Genomic DNA, 15990 nt, shown 5'->3' on the forward strand with positions numbered 1-15990 from the left:
ATCTCCAAATTCACGATTTTTGTGAATCAGCCTGCGTGGCCCGGAATTTGCAACCTGCCCTTACAGAACATTACTTTTTCTGTGAGGACATCATGCGCACGCTATTCAAGAAGACCGCGATCGCCATCGGCGCTTCGTCGCTGCTCGCGTTGCAGGGCTGCGGCGGTTCGGACGGGTTGTATACGCCTGCGGGTGGCGGCCTCGGGATTCAGAGCACGTCGGGGACGTCGGGCGGGTCGTCTGGTGGGTCGTCGGGGAGTTCGGGTACTTCTGGTACGTCGGGAAGTTCTGGTACCTCGGGTACTTCCGGTACCTCAGGCACTTCTGGTACCTCGGGCACTTCCGGCACGTCGGGTACTTCCGGTACCTCGGGTACCTCCGGCACGTCGGGTACTTCCGGCACGTCGGGTACTTCCGGTACCTCGGGTACCTCCGGCACGTCGGGTACTTCCGGTACCTCGGGCACATCCGGCACCTCGGGTACTTCCGGCACCTCGGGCACTTCCGGCACCTCGGGTACCTCCGGCACGTCGGGCACTTCCGGCACGTCGGGTACTTCCGGCACCTCGGGCACTTCCGGCACCTCGGGTACTTCCGGCACCTCGGGTACTTCCGGCACCTCGGGTACTTCCGGCACCTCGGGTACTTCCGGTACGTCAGGCACTTCGGGTACGTCGGGCACTTCCGGTACGTCCGGCACTTCCGGTACCTCCGGCACTTCCGGTACTTCCGGCACCTCGGGTACGTCAGGCACCTCGGGTACTTCCGGCACATCGGGCACCTCCGGTACGTCAGGCACCTCAGGCACCAGCTCCAGCCCCCTCGGCACGATCATCCAGCAGCTCGGCAACGTCGTCACCGCCACCGGCACGACCGTCGCCGACACCGGCACCCAGGTCGCCGTGGTCAACCCCGCACTGGCCGGCGGCACCACGGCCGGCGTGGGCGTCGCGGTCAACAGCCTCGGCAACGGCATCGTCTCGGTCGGTCAGGGCCTCGCCAACGGCCTCGGCCAGATCGGCACCTCGGCCAACCCGCTCGGACCAACGCTCGCCTCGACCGCCACGCTCGTCTCGAACGCGTCGAACGCCGTCCAGTCGCTCGGCAGCGCGGTGAGCGCCCTCGGCGGCGGCCCGCTCGCGCCGCTGGCTCCGGTCACGCAGGCGCTCGGCTCGACGGTCGGCACGCTCGGCGGCGTGGTGGGCAACGTCGGCACGGGCCTCGGCACCGTGCTTGGCAGCGCACCGGTCCAGCAGATCGAAACGCAGGTCGCCACGCTGATCAACCCGATCACCAACGGCCTGACCAACGCCACGCAGACGATCGGTGCGGCCACCGGCCTCGGCGCCCCCGTCAACACGCTGCTCGGCACGCTCGGCTCCGGCCTCGGCAGCGCCGGCTCGGCGATCTCCAGTGCGACGGGCAACCAGATCGGCAAGGACCTCGGCAACGTCGTCACCACGCTCGGCAACACGGTGACGGCCACCGGCGGCGCGCTCAACGGCTCGAGCGGATCAAGCGGCACCAACCCGCTCGGCCCGCTGCTGAACCTGACCGGCTCGCTCGGCCTGAACCTCGGCCTCGGCGCCTCGGTCGGCGGCAGCTCGGGCAGCAGCTCGTCCGGCTCGACGTCGTCGGGCACCTCCGGCACCTCGGGCGCGACGCCGGCGGCCGGCCTCTCCGCGCTGCTCACGCCGGTCACCAACCTGCTCGGCGGCCTGTCGGGCAGCGCGACCGGCACGGCGGGCGGCGCCGCGTCGGCCGGCGGCCTGCTCTCGCCGGTCACGAACCTGGTCGGCTCGCTGACGGGCGGGCTGCAAGGCTCGGTCGGCAGCGGCGGCGCGGCGGCCGGCCTGAACGGCACCGTGTCCGGCGCGGCCGGCTCGCTCGGCAACGTCACCGGCGCCGTGACCGGCGCGCTGTCGGGCGGCACGACGGGCGCCGCGGCCGGCACGACCGGCTCGGTGGTCAGCTCGGTCGGCTCGGTCGGCACCACCGCCAACGGCGCGGTCAACGGCGCCACCGGCGCGCTGACCGGTTCGAGCACCGCCTCGGGCAGCACGGCGGGCCTGCTGGCGCCGGTCACCAACCTGGTGGGCGGACTGCTCGGCGGCAAGAAGTAAGCAACCAGCAAGACGAAGCAAACATGCCGCACCGGCCGCCGTTCGCGCGGCAACCGGTGCGGCATGAACGGCAGCCGGGCACCGATCATTCGACAGCCCGGCGCCGAATCGCCAGATGTCTTTTACGAGGCATGACATGAATTCGACTTTCGACACCGTCTCCACGGCCCGGGCCCGGCCGCCCCGCTCCGCCACGCCCTTCAGCGTCGGTCTCGCCGGCATCGCCGCCGCGCTCGCCACGCTCTGGTTCTCGCGCGACGGCACGCTGCTGAGCGGCGCCGAGCGCGGCTTCGCCGCCTGCCTCGCGATCATCGTGGTGGTCGGCGCCTACGAACTGTTCGTCGCGCGCGCCTACCTGCGCCCGAGCGCCGGCCTGATGGCCAACGCGGTGCGCCCCCTCCGCTTCGCGCGCGTGGCGATGCGGCTCGCGGCGCTCGGTGCGATCTACGCCGGCATCGCGCTGATCTACTGGCTGCTGCCCGAATATCACGGCGATTTCTACAAGCCGTTCTGGAGCCTGTGCGCGCTGCTCGCGCCGTATTTCGCGGTGGGCGCGCCGCTCTATTTCGCGTGGATGGATACCCGTCAGCGCGACGAGAACGACGCCTACCTGATCCTCGCGCACCTGCTGCTGCGCGGCCAGCGGCCGGCGCAATGGGCGCCGCTGCGCGAGATGCTCGGCGGCTGGGCCGTGAAGGCGTTCTTCCTGCCGCTGATGTTCGTCTACGTGTCGACCAACGCCGACCATCTGACCGCGTCGCTGGGTGCGATGTCCGGCGCCCCTTACTCGCTCGCCACGTTCCGCTTCTTCTACGAGCTGGCGTTCACGATGGACCTGCTGTTCGGTTCGGTCGGCTACCTGTGCACGTTCCGCGTGCTCGACAGCCATGTGCGCACGGTCGAGCCGACCGCGCTCGGCTGGATCGCCGCGCTGATCTGCTACCAGCCGTTCTGGTCGCTGATCTCGGAGCGCTACATCCGCTACGAAGGCACGCTGTTCTGGGACAACTGGCTCACGCACGTGCCCGCGATCCAGTTCGTGTGGGGCCTGGCGATCATCGCGCTGGTGATCGGCTACGCGCTGTCGACGATCTCGTTCGGGCTGCGTTTCTCGAACCTCACGAACCGCGGCATCATCACGTCCGGCCCGTACCGCTTCACCAAGCACCCGGCCTACCTGACCAAGAACCTGTCGTACTGGCTCGTGTCCGTGCCGTTCGTGCCGGCGCTCGGCTGGCAGGTCGCGATCGCGCATTGCGCGGGGCTGCTCGCCGTGAACGGCATCTACTTCCTGCGCGCGAAGACCGAGGAGCGGCATCTGATGCGCGATCCGGACTATCGGGCCTATGCGGAATGGATCGCGCAGCACGGAATGCTCGCGCGGGTGCGCAAGTGGTTCGGGTGAGACCGAGGCCGCACGTATCGCCCGGAATCGATCGCGACAGTTCGTCGCGCAATCACGCCGCCGGCGCCTAAAACATTCACAGTCCGGAGTTTTTCATTCGGACGCCGCATCCCCCTCGATCGGCCGAAGCCCATTGCCGCGTTGCCATGCATGCGGCAACGCGGCATCGCGAACGTCCACCTCGTCAGCCTTCCGCACCAAGCCTCTGCGCGCGGCACCAGCACCAACCGGTGTGCCACCTGCCCCTCTGCCGTTCGGCCCCAATCGAAATATCCATCGAAATACGGCAAACACGCCCGGCTTCGCGAAACGCACTCCGGCGCGCCTCGGACGCATTTGAAAATTCTCGGAAACCCCGGAAGCCGCGTTCCCGCTCGATGGATACAAGCCGTTGAACACTTGATGCAGGTCGCATCGCACCACGAAGGCCGTCGCTAAGATGGCCTCGCTCGATCGCCCGGCCTCCGGCGCGATCGAGCCGCGGGCGCGCCAAGCGTTCCGCCGCAATCCCGACATGTCAGAACGACAAGCACGACAGTTCGGCCAAACGCCCCCAACGCGAGGTTTCGATGAGTCACTTCCTCGACCGGCTACGGTATTTCACCGCGGCCCGGCAACCCTTTTCCGACGGTCACGGCACCGTCACCGACGAAGACCGCAAATGGGAGGACGGCTACCGGCAACGCTGGCAGCACGACAAGATCGTCCGCTCCACACACGGCGTGAACTGCACCGGTTCCTGCTCCTGGAAGGTCTATGTGAAGGGCGGCATCGTCACCTGGGAAACCCAGCAGACCGACTACCCGCGCACCCGCCCCGACATGCCGAACCACGAACCGCGCGGCTGTGCACGCGGCGCGTCGTACTCCTGGTATCTGTACAGCGCGAACCGCCTCAAGCATCCCATGGTGCGCAGCGCACTCGTGCGCCTGTGGCGCGACAAGCGCCGCACGCTGGCACCGGTCGAGGCCTGGCGCGCGATCGTCGACGACGACAAGGCGCGCCGCAGCTACCAGAGCCGCCGCGGCCTCGGCGGCTTCGTGCGGTCGAGCTGGGACGAAGTCAACGAAATCATCGCCGCCGCGAATGTCCACACCATCAGCCGGCATGGGCCGGATCGCGTGGCGGGCTTCTCGCCGATCCCGGCGATGTCGATGGTGTCCTATGCGGCGGGCTCGCGTTACCTGGCGCTGATCGGCGGCGTCAGCCTGAGCTTCTACGACTGGTACTGCGACCTGCCGCCCGCCTCGCCGCAAACCTGGGGCGAGCAGACCGACGTGCCGGAATCGGCCGACTGGTACAACTCCACGTTCATCATGATGTGGGGCTCCAACGTCCCGCAAACGCGCACGCCCGACGCGCACTTCCTGGTGGAAGCGCGCTATCGCGGCACCAAGGTCGTCTCGGTGTTTCCCGATTACGCCGAGGGCGCGAAGTTCGGCGACCTCTGGCTGCACCCGAAGCAGGGCACCGATGCCGCGCTCGCGCTGGCGATGGGCCACGTGATCCTCAAAGAATTCCATCTGGCCGGCCGCGCCGATTACTTCATCGACTACTGCCGGCGCTACACCGACATGCCCTGCCTCGTGCGGCTCGTGCCGCATCGCGACGGCGGCTACGTGCCCGAGCGCGTGGTGCGCGCCTCCGATTTCGACGACGCGCTCGGCGAAACCGATCGCACCGAATGGAAGAGCGTGATGATCGACGACGCGAGCGGCGCCTGCGTCGTGCCGGTCGGTTCGATCGGCTTCCGCTGGGCCGAATCGGGCGCAGCCGACCGCGGCAAATGGAACCTGCGCGACCAGGCTGCCGACGGCACGCAGTTCACGCCGCGCCTTTCGCTGGTGGCCGATCACGACACGGCCGTCGACGTGCTGTTCCCGTATTTCGGCAACCAGCCGCACGCGCATTTCGCGTCCACGAAGCACGGCTCGACGCTGACGCGCAAGATCGGCGCACGCCGCATCGCCACGCGCGACGGCGAGATGCTGGTGGCGACCGTCTACGATCTGTTCATCGCCAACTACGGCCTCGATCAAGGCCTCGGCGGCCAGGACGTGGCCGCATCCTACGACGACGACCTGCCCTACACGCCGGCGTGGCAGGAAGCGATCACGGGCGTCAAGCGCGCCGACGCGATCGCCGTGGCCCGGCAGTTCGCCGACAACGCGCTGAAAACGCGCGGCAAATCGATGGTGATCATCGGCGCGGGGATCAACCACTGGTTCCATATGGACATGTCGTACCGCGCGATCATCAACATGCTGGTCATGTGCGGCTGCGTGGGCCAATCGGGCGGCGGCTGGTCGCATTACGTGGGCCAGGAAAAACTGCGGCCGCAAACCGGCTGGCAACCGCTGGCCTTCGGGCTGGACTGGCAGCGTCCGCCGCGCCAGATGAACGCCACGTCGTTCTTCTACGCGCACACCGATCAATGGCGCTACGACGCGATGGACCCGCGCACGCTGCTCTCGCCGCTGGCCGATCCGGCCGGCTTCGCCGGCACGGCGATCGACTACAACGTGCGCGCCGAGCGCATGGGCTGGCTGCCGTCGGCACCGCAACTCGGCGAGAACCCGCTGCGCGTCGGCGCGAGCCTGGCCGGTGAAACCGGCGCGGAAGCGGCCCGGCAGGTCGCGCAGCGCCTCGCCGCCGGCTCGCTCGCGATGGCCAGCGAGGACCCCGACGCGCCCGCCAACTTTCCGCGCAACCTGTTCGTCTGGCGTTCGAACCTGCTCGGCTCGTCGGGCAAGGGCCACGAATATTTCCTCAAGCACCTGCTCGGCACCACCCACGGCGTGCAGGGCGAGGATATCGGCGCGAGCGGCGCGGCCCGCCCCGAGGAAGTGCGCTGGCATGAGGAAGCACCGCGCGGCAAGCTCGACCTGCTCGTCACGCTCGATTTCCGGATGTCGACCACCTGCATGTATTCCGACGTCGTGCTGCCCACGGCCACGTGGTACGAGAAGGACGACATGAACACGTCGGACATGCATCCGTTCATCCATCCGCTGTCGGCCGCCGTCGATCCCGCCTGGGAATCGCGCAGCGACTGGGAAATCTTCAAGGGCATCGCGCGGCGCTTCTCCGAGCTGTGCGACGGCCATCTCGGCATCGAGCACGACGTGGTGCTCGCGCCGATCGCCCACGACACGCCCGGCGAACTGGCCCAGCCATTCGACGTGCAGGACTGGAAGCGCGGCGAATGCGAGCCGGTGCCGGGCCGCACGATGCCGGCCGTCAGCGTGGTCGAGCGGCATTACCCCGATACCTACCGCCGCTTCACCTCGCTCGGGCCGTTGCTCGACACGCTCGGCAACGGCGGCAAGGGCATCGCGTGGGACACCCGCGAGGAAGTCGAACTGCTCGGCGCGCTGAACCGCCTGACCGAGCCCGACGGCCGCCCGCGCCTCGACACCGCGCTCGACGCGGCCGAAACCATCCTCACGCTCGCACCCGAAACCAACGGCGCGGTGGCGGTGAAGGCCTGGCATGCGCTGTCGTCGATCACCGGCCTCGAACACGCGCATCTGGCCGCCTCACGCGAGGACGAAAAAATCCGCTTCCGCGATCTGCAATCGCAGCCGCGCAAGATCATCTCGTCGCCCACCTGGAGCGGCATCGAATCGGAACACGTGTCGTACAACGCCGGCTATACGAACGTGCATGAGCTGATCCCCTGGCGCACGCTCACCGGCCGCCAGCAGCTCTATCAGGATCATCCGTGGATGCGCGCGTTCGGCGAGGCGCTGTGCGCCTACAAGCCCCCGATCGATACCGGCAGCTACGCGCACATGCTCGGCACGCGCTCGAACGGCAACCCCGAACGCGTGCTGAATTTCCTGACGCCGCACCAGAAATGGGGCATCCACAGCACCTACACCGACAACCTGCTGATGCTGACGCTGTCGCGCGGCGGCCCGATCGTCTGGATGTCGGAAGACGACGCGCGCGCGATCGGCGTGGCCGACAACGACTGGATCGAGTGCTACAACGCCAACGGCGCGCTGTGCGCCCGCGCCGTGGTCAGCCAGCGTGTGCCGCTCGGGATGGTGATGATGTACCACGCGCAGGAAAAGCTCACGAACGTGCCCGGCTCGGAAATCACCGGCACGCGCGGCGGCATCCACAACTCGGTCACGCGCATCGCGCTGAAGCCCACCCACATGATCGGCGGCTATGCGCAACTGTCGTATGGCTTCAACTACTACGGCACGGTCGGTTCGAATCGCGACGAATTCCTGATCGTGCGCAAGATGAACCGGATCGACTGGCTCGATGGCGAAGCCACGGGCGCCAACGTGGGAGAACCCGAATGAAAGTACGCGCACAGATCGCGATGATCCTGAACCTCGACAAATGCATCGGTTGCCACACCTGTTCGGTGACCTGCAAGAACGTCTGGACCAGCCGCGAGGGCATGGAATACGCCTGGTTCAACAACGTCGAGAGCAAGCCGGGCATCGGCTACCCGAAGGATTGGGAGAACCAGCAGCGCTGGCGCGGCGGCTGGAAACGGCGCGCCGACGGCAAGCTCGAACCGCGCCAGGGCGGCAAGTGGCGGCTGCTCGCGCAGCTTTTCGCGAACCCGCACCTGCCCGAGATCGATGATTACTACGAGCCGTTCACGTTCGACTATGCGCACCTGCATCAGGCCGGCGACACGCAGGCGATGCCGGTGGCACGGCCGCGCTCGCTGATCAGCGGGCAGCGCATGGAGAAGATCGAATGGGGGCCGAACTGGGAGGAAATCCTCGGCGGCGAATTCGAGAAGCGCTCGCAGGACGCCAACTTCGAGGCCGTGCAGAAGGATATCTACGGGCAGTTCGAGAACACCTTCATGATGTATCTGCCGCGCCTGTGCGAGCACTGCCTGAACCCGGCCTGCGTGGCCTCGTGCCCGTCCGGCTCGATCTACAAGCGCGAGGAGGACGGCATCGTGCTGATCGATCAGGACAAGTGCCGCGGCTGGCGCATGTGCGTGTCGGGTTGCCCGTACAAGAAGATCTACTACAACTGGCAGAGCGGCAAGGCCGAGAAGTGCATCTTCTGCTACCCGCGCATCGAGTCGGGCGAGCCGACCGTCTGCTCGGAAACCTGCGTGGGCCGCATCCGCTATCTCGGCGTGCTGCTGTACGACGCCGACCGCATCGCCGAGGCCGCGGCCGTTGAAAACGAAACCGATCTGTACGAGGCGCAGTTGTCGGTATTCCTCGATCCGCACGATCCCGAGGTGCTGGCGCAGGCCGCGCGCGACGGCGTGCCGGCCGCCTGGCTCGACGCGGCACGGCGCTCGCCGGCCTACAAGATGGCGATCGACTGGAAGATCGCGTTCCCGCTGCATCCCGAATACCGCACGCTGCCGATGGTCTGGTACGTGCCGCCGCTCTCGCCGATCAACGCCGCCGCGAACAGCGGCGCGCTCGGCATGAACGGCTACCTGCCCGACGTCGATTCGCTGCGCATTCCGCTGCGCTACCTCGCGAACCTGCTGACGGCCGGCGACGAAGCCCCCGTGAAGCTCGCGCTCGAACGGCTGCTGGCGATGCGCGGCTTCATGCGCGCGCGCCACGTGGACGGTGTCGAGGCGCTCGGCGTGCTCGATCAGGTCGGGCTGTCGCTCGCGCAGGTCGAGGAGATGTATCGCTATCTGGCGATCGCCAACTACGAAGACCGCTTCGTGATCCCCACCACGCACCGCGAATACGCCGAGGACACCTTCGGCCTGCGCGCCGCCTGCGGCTTCTCGTTCGGCAACGGCTGCTCGGACGGCCGCACCGACGGCAGCCTGTTCGGCATGAAGCGCGGCGCGAAAACCATTCCGATCCGGGAGACCTCATGACCACCGCTCACGATGCAGCGCACCCCGGCGACGCCGTGTACGCCGCGCTGTCGATCCTGCTCGACTATCCCGAGGCCGCGCTGCTCGATTCGCTCGCCTCGATCGAGGCGACCCTCGATGCGCACCCGCGCATGCCGAAAGCCGCGCGTGCGGGGCTGGCGCGCTTCTATGCCTATCTGCGCGAACGCGACCTGCTGACGCTGCAGGAAAACTACGTCGCGCTGTTCGACCGCGGCCGCGAAACCTCGCTGCATCTGTTCGAGCACGTGCACGGCGAATCGCGCGACCGCGGCCAGGCGATGGTCGACCTGATGCAGATGTATGCGCAGAAGGGCCTGCAACTGAAGCCCGGCGAGCTGCCCGACTACCTGCCGGTGTTCCTCGAATACCTGTCGCGCCTGCCGGCCGACGAGGCGCGCTCACTGCTGGCCGAAACCGGCGAGATCCTCGGCGCGCTGGCCGAACGGCTGGCCGCGCGCAACAGCCATTACGGCTTCGTGTTCGGCGCGCTGCTGCCGCTCGCGGGCGTGGGCCACGCCGAGCCGCGCCACACGCCCGATGCCACCGGTCAGCCCGACGACGACGATGCGCACCGCCGCCCCGCCGCCGCCGACTACCGCGCACTCGACATGAGCTATGGCGAACCGGCCGTGCGCTTCGTCGGCGCCAGCCTGCCGAGCGAGCAACCGGTTCAGTTCCATGCGCGGCGCCCCGCGCGCCACGGCTGAGGCCTCATCCCTCATGCCCAATCGATTCGACGGGAAAAAGTCATGAACGCTTACCTGCATCCCTTTCTGTTCGGCGTCTATCCGTATATCTGTCTCGCGGTGCTGCTGGTCGGCAGCCTGATCCGCTTCGACCGCGAGCAGTACTCGTGGAAAAGCGATTCGTCGCAACTGCTGCATCGCGGCGCGCTGCGGCTCGGCAGCAACCTGTTCCATTGGGGCGTGCTGGTCGTGGTGCTCGGTCACTTCGGCGGCTTTCTCGTGCCGCACTGGCTCGTCTCGTCGTTCATGTCGGCCTCGGCGCACCAGCTCATGGCGATGGTGGCGGGCGGCGCGGCCGGTGCTGCATCGATCCTCGGCCTGACGATCCTGATCGCGCGCCGCCTCGGCAGCACGCGCATTCGCCGCCACAGCCGGCGGTCCGACATCCTGATCGTGCTGATGCTGTGGGTGCAGCTCGCGCTCGGGCTGGGCACCGTGGTGCTGTCGACGCGGCACATGGACGGCGCGATGTTCGAGCAACTGACCGATTACGTGAAGGGCATCGTCACGTTCCAGCCCGGCGTGGCGGCGCTGCTCGCGGGCGTGCCGCTGACCTACCGCCTGCACATCCTGCTCGGCTTCACGATCTTCCTGGTGTCGCCGTTCACGCGGATGGTGCATATCTGGAGCGGCATCGCCTCGCTGGCCTATCTGATCCGCCCGTATCAACTGGTTCGCAAGCGCTGAGGAGCCGCCATGTCACAACACGAGGCCCTCCTGTCGGCCGCCCCGTTGACGGTCAACGGCATCGAGATCGACAGCGCGACGATCGCCGCCGAATTCGAAGCCGAAGCGGCGCTGCACGATAATGCGGCCGCCGCGCTCGATGCCGCCCGGCGCACGCTCGCGATCGGCGAATTGCTGCGTCAGCGCGCCGTGGCGCTCGCGCTGATCGACACCGATGCCGCACTCGACGACGCCGCGCTCGATGCCCTGCTCGCGCGCGAACTGACCCACCTGCCGGTGCCGACCGACGCCGATTGCGAGCGCTTCCACGCGCAGCATCCGGCGCAGTTCCGGCATGGCGACATCGTCCACGCCAGCCACATCCTGTTCGCCGTCACGTCGCGCGTGCCGATCGCGCCGCTGCGTGCCCGCGCCGAGGACACGCTCGCGTCCGTGCTGGCCGCGCCGGCCGGCTTCGAAGCCGCCGCGCGCGAATCGTCGAACTGCCCGTCGGCCGAGGTCGGCGGCAACCTCGGGCAACTGCTGCGCGGCGACACCGTGCCCGAGTTCGAGGCGGCCCTGTTCGACGGCGACACGTTCGGCGTGCTGCCGCGCATCGTCAACACGCGCTATGGCTTCCACATCGTACGGATCGATCGGCGAGTGGTGGGCGACACCCTCCCGTTCGCGCTGGCGCGCGAGCAGATCGCCAGCTATCTGACCGAACGCGTGCGCCGCGACGCGATGCGCCAGTACGTGGCGATCCTCGCCGGTGGCGCGCGCATCGCGGGCGTGACGCTCGACGGCGCGAACGGCTCGCTCGTTCAATGAACCCAGCAAAGGATTTTCCATGACTCCCCTGCATGACGCCACGGCGTCCCCCTCCCCGCCCGAAGTCGGCCTGCGCGCCTGGTCGGTGCTGGCCGCAAGCACGCTCGCCTTTCTGGTCTGCTTCGTGGTCTGGATGATGTTCGGCGTGCTCGGCGTGCAGTTGCGCGCCGACCTCGGCCTGAACAGCACCGAGTTCGGCCTGCTGACCGCCACGCCGGTGCTGACCGGCGCGGTCATGCGGCTGCCGCTCGGCATCTGGACCGACCGCTTCGGCGGCCGCATCGTCATGACGGTGTTGCTGGTGCTGTGCGCGGTGCCGGTTTATATCGTCAGTTATGCGACGCAGCTCTGGCAGTTCCTGCTGATCGGCCTGTTCCTCGGTTGCGTGGGGGCGTCGTTCGCGGTGGGCACGCCCTATGTCGCGCGCTTCTTTCCGCCGAAGCGGCGCGGCTTCGCGATGGGCGTGTTCGGGGCCGGCACCTGCGGCGCGGCCGTCAACCTGTTCGTCACGCCGTCGCTGCAAGTGGCCTACGGCTGGCGCGCGGTGCCGCGCATTTACGCGGTCGCCCTGCTCGTCACGGCGCTGATCTTCTGGCTCGCCTCGGCGCCCGATCCGGGTGCGGGAAAACGCGGCGGCTCGCTGCTCGATTCGTTCCGCGTGCTGCGCGACCGGCGCGTCTGGCGGCTGTGCCAGTACTACTCGATCACGTTCGGCGGCTTTACCGCGCTGTCGCTCTGGATTCCGCAATACCTGACCCACGAATACGGCATGACGCTGGTGGTGGCCGCGGCGTTCGCGGCCGGCTTCTCGCTGCCCGGCTCGCTGCTGCGCGCATTGGGCGGCGCGCTGTCGGACCGCTTCGGCGCGCATTCCGTGACCTGGTGGGGGCTGTGGGTCGCGTGGGTCTGCCTGTTCGTGCTGTCGTATCCGGCCACCGATTTCGTGATCCACACGATCGACGGCACCGCCGCGCTGAAGATCGCCATGCCGCTGGCCGGCTTCGTCGTGCTGACGTTCGCGCTGGGCGCCGTGTTCGCGCTCGGCATGGCCTCGACGTTCAAGTATGTCGCCGACGATTTCCCCGACAACATGGGCGTCGTGACCGGCATCGTCGGCCTCGCGGGCGGGCTCGGCGGCTTCCTGCTGCCGATCCTGTTCGGCGTGCTGCTGGACCTGCTGCGCGTGCGCACCACCTGCTTCATGCTGCTGTACGGGATCGTCTGGGTGTCGCTGATCCTCATCTATCTGTCCGAGGTCCGCAAGGCGCCGGTGACAGGGCCGGCCGCGACGCGCTAGTTACGCCGCGCAGGCTTGCCAACGCAAAACGCCCGCTCGATTCGAGCGGGCGTTTTGCATGGGGCGCGGCGATGCCTCCTCAGCGGCGGTCGATCGAGAACCGCCCCGGGCCGGCGACGGCCAGCACCAGCAGGCCGCCGACGATGCTGACGTTCTTGTAGAAGTTGATCATATTGGCGTACTGCTCCATGCCGCTCATGGTCCAGTAGTGGTGGCCGATGAACGCGGTGCCGAGCGTGTAGAGCGCCAGCAGCAGCGCCACCGGGCGGGTCCAGAAGCCGAGCACGATCAGCACCCCGGCCACGAATTCCATCACCACCGCCACGGCCGCCGCCAGCATCGGCGCGGGCACGCCGGTCGAACCCATGTAGGCGACGGTGCCCGAAAAGCCGGTCAGCTTCTGCCAGCCGAACATCACGAACAGCACCATCATCAACACGCGCGCCACCAGCAGCACGCCGTCCTTTTGACCTTCGAGAGAGAGATAACGCATGGTCGAATCCTTTTTCAAACCTGATGTTCCGGTATCGATGAAGGCCACGCCGGCCCCGTGTTTCCGGCGCTCGGAGCCATCATCGAATGATTAGTCTTGCAAAGCAATAGCGGTGAACGCTGCCCCATCGAAAGCAGCCGCGCGCCGCAAGCGCGCGGTTGCCGCTGACGCCGCTCAGGCCCAGTCGGCCGTCACTTCGACCGGACGCAGGTCGAACACCAGCACTTCGGCATCCTGACCATTGCTGAAGTTCAGTACGTCCTCGCCGCGAATCCGCGCGCCATCGCCTTCTCCGAGCGCGACGCCGTTGACCGCCAGGCTGCCGCGCGCCACATGCACATACACGAAGCGGCCGGCCGGTACCGCCAGGCTCGCGGCTTCGTCGCCGTCGAACAGGCCGGCGTAGATCCGCGTGTCCTGGCGAATCGCCAGCGCGCCGTTCGCGCCGTCCGGCGACACCACCAGGCGCAGTTGGCCGCGCTTGTCGGCGGCCGGCACGTTGGCCTGCTGATAGCGCGGTTGCGCGCCCTTTTCCGACGGCCCCACCCAGATCTGCAGGAAGTGCACCGGCTGGTCCTTCGAGTGGTTGAACTCGCTGTGCGCCACGCCGGTGCCGGCGCTCATCAGTTGCACGTCGCCGGGCACGATCACCGAGCCGGTGCCCATCGAATCCTTGTGTTCGAGCGCGCCTTCGAGCACGTACGACAGGATTTCCATGTCGCGGTGCGGGTGGGTGCCGAAGCCGCGGGCCGGGGCGACGCGATCGTCGTTGATCACCAGCAGATCCGAGAAGCCGACTTGTTGCGGATCGTAGTAGTTCGCGAACGAAAAGGTGTGGCGGGAGTTGAGCCAGCCATGTTCGGCACGGCCGCGGGCGTTGGCGTTACGGACTTCGATCATGTTGATTCTCCGGTGGATCGCGCTGCGCCCCTGTGGTGCGGCGTCGATCGGATGAGATGAATCTTAAGTCAACCGAAGTGACAGATAAATCGCATGTGAGATAATCATCGTCCCATTTTGGTGGACAATCAGCCGCCCATGCAACTCGACGACCTGCGCATCTTCATCTCGACCGTGGAGGCCGGCAGCTTCACGGCCGCCGCCGACAAGCTCTCGCTGTCCAAGCAATTCGTCAGCCGGCGCATGGCGGCGCTGGAAGCGGCGCTGCACGTGCGGCTGCTGAACCGCAACACGCGCAAGCTGGCCGTGACCGAATCGGGGCAGGCGTTCTATCGCCATGCGCAGCGGATTCTGGCCGAGGTCGCGCAGGCCGAGGAAGCGATGTCGACGCGCCGCACCGAGCTGCACGGCTCGCTGAAGATCAGCGCACCGATGTCGTTCGGCATGAGCCACCTGTCGCCGCTGCTCGCCGAATTCCTGGCCGCGCATCCGGCCGTGCGGCTCGACGTGGAATTGAGCGACCGGCGCGTGGACCTGATCGGCGAGGGCTTCGACCTTGCGCTGCGGATCGGCGCGCTGGCCGATTCGACGCTGGTCGCGCGCACGCTCGGCACGCTGCGCATGATCGCGTGCTGCAGCCCGCGCTATCGCGCGCAACACGGCGAGCCGGCCACGCCGGCCGAATTGCATCAGCATGCCTGCCTGCTCTACGGGCAGGAAAGCCGAGACGGCTGGGAATTCGAAACCGAGCACGGGCGACGCGCCTACGACGTGCAGGGGCCGCTGATCGCGAACAACGGCGACGTGGTGCGCGACGCGGCCATCGCTGGGCTGGGCGTCGCGCTGCTGCCGCAGTTCATCGTCGGGCCGGCGATCGCGAGCGGCACGCTGGTGCCGATCCTCGCCACGCATGCCACGCCGTCGTTGCGCCTGAGCGCCGTGTATCCGCAGCATCGGCAAGGGTCGACGGCGATCCGTGCGCTGCTCGCGTTTCTGGAGGAGCGGCTCGTCACGGCGCTCGATGCCGCGCCATTGCCCGCTGCGTAGCGACCGCTGCGGCAAGGCATCGAACGCACCTGCTTGCACGCACATCGATGCGCATACCGCCACGCATACGAAATCGTCATGAAACGCGCGGGGGTGCTTGCAACATCGAGCGAGCCTCTCTATAATTCGCGCCTCGCAGGCTCGTAGCTCAGTTGGTTAGAGCACCACCTTGACATGGTGGGGGTCGTTGGTTCGAATCCAATCGAGCCTACCAACGAATTCGGAATGGACGGCAGGCGCCGCGCTCCTCTCGAACGCGGAACACGCTTCCCGTCCATTGTCTTTTTCGGCGGCTGGTTTTTGCGGCATTTGCAGCACGGTTTCAGGCAGCACCGCCCGCGCATCGCGCAAGGCACCTCAGGCTCGTAGCTCAGTTGGTTAGAGCACCACCTTGACATGGTGGGGGTCGTTGGTTCGAATCCAATCGAGCCTACCAACGCATTCGCAGTACCGCCCGCGCATCGCGCCAGGCACCCTAGGCTCGTAGCTCAGTTGGTTAGAGCACCACCTTGACATGGTGGGGGTCGTTGGTTCGAATCCAATCGAGCCTACCAACGCATCCGACATGGACGGCAAGCGCCGCGCTTCTCTCGAACGCGCTTTCGCTTCGCCGTCCATT

12 protein-coding genes and 3 tRNA genes are annotated in these 15990 nt (G+C 67.4%); 12 read left to right on the top strand and 3 right to left on the bottom strand.

What is annotated here, in order from left to right:
• Nucleotides 1-208: 208 nt before the first annotated feature.
• Nucleotides 209-976: a hypothetical protein gene (locus AB4850_RS11650; protein ID WP_414439959.1), complete on the bottom strand. Its 768-nt coding sequence runs from the start codon at nt 974-976 to the stop codon at nt 209-211.
• Between AB4850_RS11650 and AB4850_RS11655 the strand changes: the two genes are divergently transcribed.
• The 8 genes from AB4850_RS11655 to AB4850_RS11690 all read left to right on the top strand — a co-directional run bounded on the left by AB4850_RS11655 (nt 903) and on the right by AB4850_RS11690 (nt 12931).
• Entirely contained in the window at nt 903-2123 is a 1221-nt protein-coding gene (locus tag AB4850_RS11655; protein ID WP_414439960.1) for a collagen-like triple helix repeat-containing protein, read from the top strand. The two genes, AB4850_RS11650 and AB4850_RS11655, sit on opposite strands and share 74 nt — an antisense overlap.
• Before the next feature lie 136 nt (nt 2124-2259).
• Complete coding sequence (locus tag AB4850_RS11660) at nt 2260-3528, top strand: methyltransferase family protein (protein ID WP_414439961.1); 1269 nt, start codon at nt 2260-2262, stop codon at nt 3526-3528.
• Nucleotides 3529-4097: 569 nt separating this feature from the next.
• Nucleotides 4098-7847 carry a nitrate reductase subunit alpha gene (locus tag AB4850_RS11665; protein WP_414439962.1) on the top strand — a complete coding sequence of 1250 codons (3750 nt, stop codon included), beginning with the start codon at nt 4098-4100 and terminating at the stop codon, nt 7845-7847.
• The gene (gene narH / locus AB4850_RS11670) at nt 7844-9370 is read left to right on the top strand and encodes a nitrate reductase subunit beta (protein ID WP_414439963.1); all 1527 of its coding nucleotides are present in this window, start codon (nt 7844-7846) and stop codon (nt 9368-9370) included. The genes AB4850_RS11665 and narH overlap by 4 nt, the downstream gene beginning before the upstream one ends.
• Nucleotides 9367-10098: a nitrate reductase molybdenum cofactor assembly chaperone gene (gene narJ, locus AB4850_RS11675; protein WP_414439964.1), complete on the top strand. Its 732-nt coding sequence runs from the start codon at nt 9367-9369 to the stop codon at nt 10096-10098. Before narH ends, narJ begins: the two co-directional genes overlap by 4 nt.
• A gap of 42 nt (nt 10099-10140) precedes the next feature.
• Entirely contained in the window at nt 10141-10824 is a 684-nt protein-coding gene (narI, locus tag AB4850_RS11680) for a respiratory nitrate reductase subunit gamma (protein WP_414439965.1), read from the top strand.
• Between the two features lie 9 nt (nt 10825-10833).
• On the top strand, nt 10834-11634 hold the full coding sequence (locus AB4850_RS11685; protein WP_414439966.1) for a peptidylprolyl isomerase: 801 nt from the start codon (nt 10834-10836) through the stop codon (nt 11632-11634).
• 19 nt (nt 11635-11653) lie between these two features.
• Entirely contained in the window at nt 11654-12931 is a 1278-nt protein-coding gene (locus AB4850_RS11690) for an MFS transporter (protein ID WP_414439967.1), read from the top strand.
• A 79-nt stretch (nt 12932-13010) separates the two neighbouring features.
• On the opposite strand, the gene AB4850_RS11695 is transcribed toward AB4850_RS11690, so the two are convergent.
• Together AB4850_RS11695 and AB4850_RS11700 are read right to left on the bottom strand one after the other, a co-directional pair.
• Nucleotides 13011-13424 carry a DoxX family protein gene (locus tag AB4850_RS11695; protein ID WP_414439968.1) on the bottom strand — a complete coding sequence of 138 codons (414 nt, stop codon included), beginning with the start codon at nt 13422-13424 and terminating at the stop codon, nt 13011-13013.
• A gap of 174 nt (nt 13425-13598) precedes the next feature.
• Entirely contained in the window at nt 13599-14324 is a 726-nt protein-coding gene (locus AB4850_RS11700) for a pirin family protein (RefSeq protein WP_414439969.1), read from the bottom strand.
• 138 nt (nt 14325-14462) lie between these two features.
• Here AB4850_RS11700 and AB4850_RS11705 point away from each other — a divergent pair, with 138 nt between their 5' ends.
• The 4 genes from AB4850_RS11705 (at nt 14463) to AB4850_RS11720 (ending at nt 15925) form a co-directional block, all read left to right on the top strand.
• The gene (locus AB4850_RS11705; RefSeq protein WP_414439970.1) at nt 14463-15371 is read left to right on the top strand and encodes a LysR substrate-binding domain-containing protein; all 909 of its coding nucleotides are present in this window, start codon (nt 14463-14465) and stop codon (nt 15369-15371) included.
• 137 nt (nt 15372-15508) lie between these two features.
• Nucleotides 15509-15585: transfer RNA gene (locus AB4850_RS11710), tRNA-Val, on the top strand.
• Between the two features lie 145 nt (nt 15586-15730).
• Nucleotides 15731-15807: transfer RNA gene (locus AB4850_RS11715), tRNA-Val, on the top strand.
• Nucleotides 15808-15848: 41 nt separating this feature from the next.
• Nucleotides 15849-15925, top strand: a tRNA-Val gene (locus AB4850_RS11720).
• Nucleotides 15926-15990 lie beyond the last annotated feature (65 nt).

Origin of the sequence: Burkholderia sp. 22PA0106 (genome assembly GCF_047497155.1) — a bacterium.
Lineage (GTDB): Bacteria > Pseudomonadota > Gammaproteobacteria > Burkholderiales > Burkholderiaceae > Burkholderia.

Excerpts from the sequence above, each read along its gene's own strand:
- AB4850_RS11650 (WP_414439959.1), bottom strand. The coding sequence starts at position 976 with ATGCCGTTGCCGAGGCTGTTGACCGCGACGCCCACGCCGGCCGTGGTG.
- AB4850_RS11660 (WP_414439961.1), top strand. The coding sequence starts at position 2,260 with ATGAATTCGACTTTCGACACCGTCTCCACGGCCCGGGCCCGGCCGCCC.
- AB4850_RS11665 (WP_414439962.1), top strand. The coding sequence starts at position 4,098 with ATGAGTCACTTCCTCGACCGGCTACGGTATTTCACCGCGGCCCGGCAA.
- narH (WP_414439963.1), top strand. The coding sequence starts at position 7,844 with ATGAAAGTACGCGCACAGATCGCGATGATCCTGAACCTCGACAAATGC.
- narJ (WP_414439964.1), top strand. The coding sequence starts at position 9,367 with ATGACCACCGCTCACGATGCAGCGCACCCCGGCGACGCCGTGTACGCC.
- narI (WP_414439965.1), top strand. The coding sequence starts at position 10,141 with ATGAACGCTTACCTGCATCCCTTTCTGTTCGGCGTCTATCCGTATATC.
- AB4850_RS11685 (WP_414439966.1), top strand. The coding sequence starts at position 10,834 with ATGTCACAACACGAGGCCCTCCTGTCGGCCGCCCCGTTGACGGTCAAC.
- AB4850_RS11690 (WP_414439967.1), top strand. The coding sequence starts at position 11,654 with ATGACTCCCCTGCATGACGCCACGGCGTCCCCCTCCCCGCCCGAAGTC.
- AB4850_RS11695 (WP_414439968.1), bottom strand. The coding sequence starts at position 13,424 with ATGCGTTATCTCTCTCTCGAAGGTCAAAAGGACGGCGTGCTGCTGGTG.
- AB4850_RS11700 (WP_414439969.1), bottom strand. The coding sequence starts at position 14,324 with ATGATCGAAGTCCGTAACGCCAACGCCCGCGGCCGTGCCGAACATGGC.
- AB4850_RS11705 (WP_414439970.1), top strand. The coding sequence starts at position 14,463 with ATGCAACTCGACGACCTGCGCATCTTCATCTCGACCGTGGAGGCCGGC.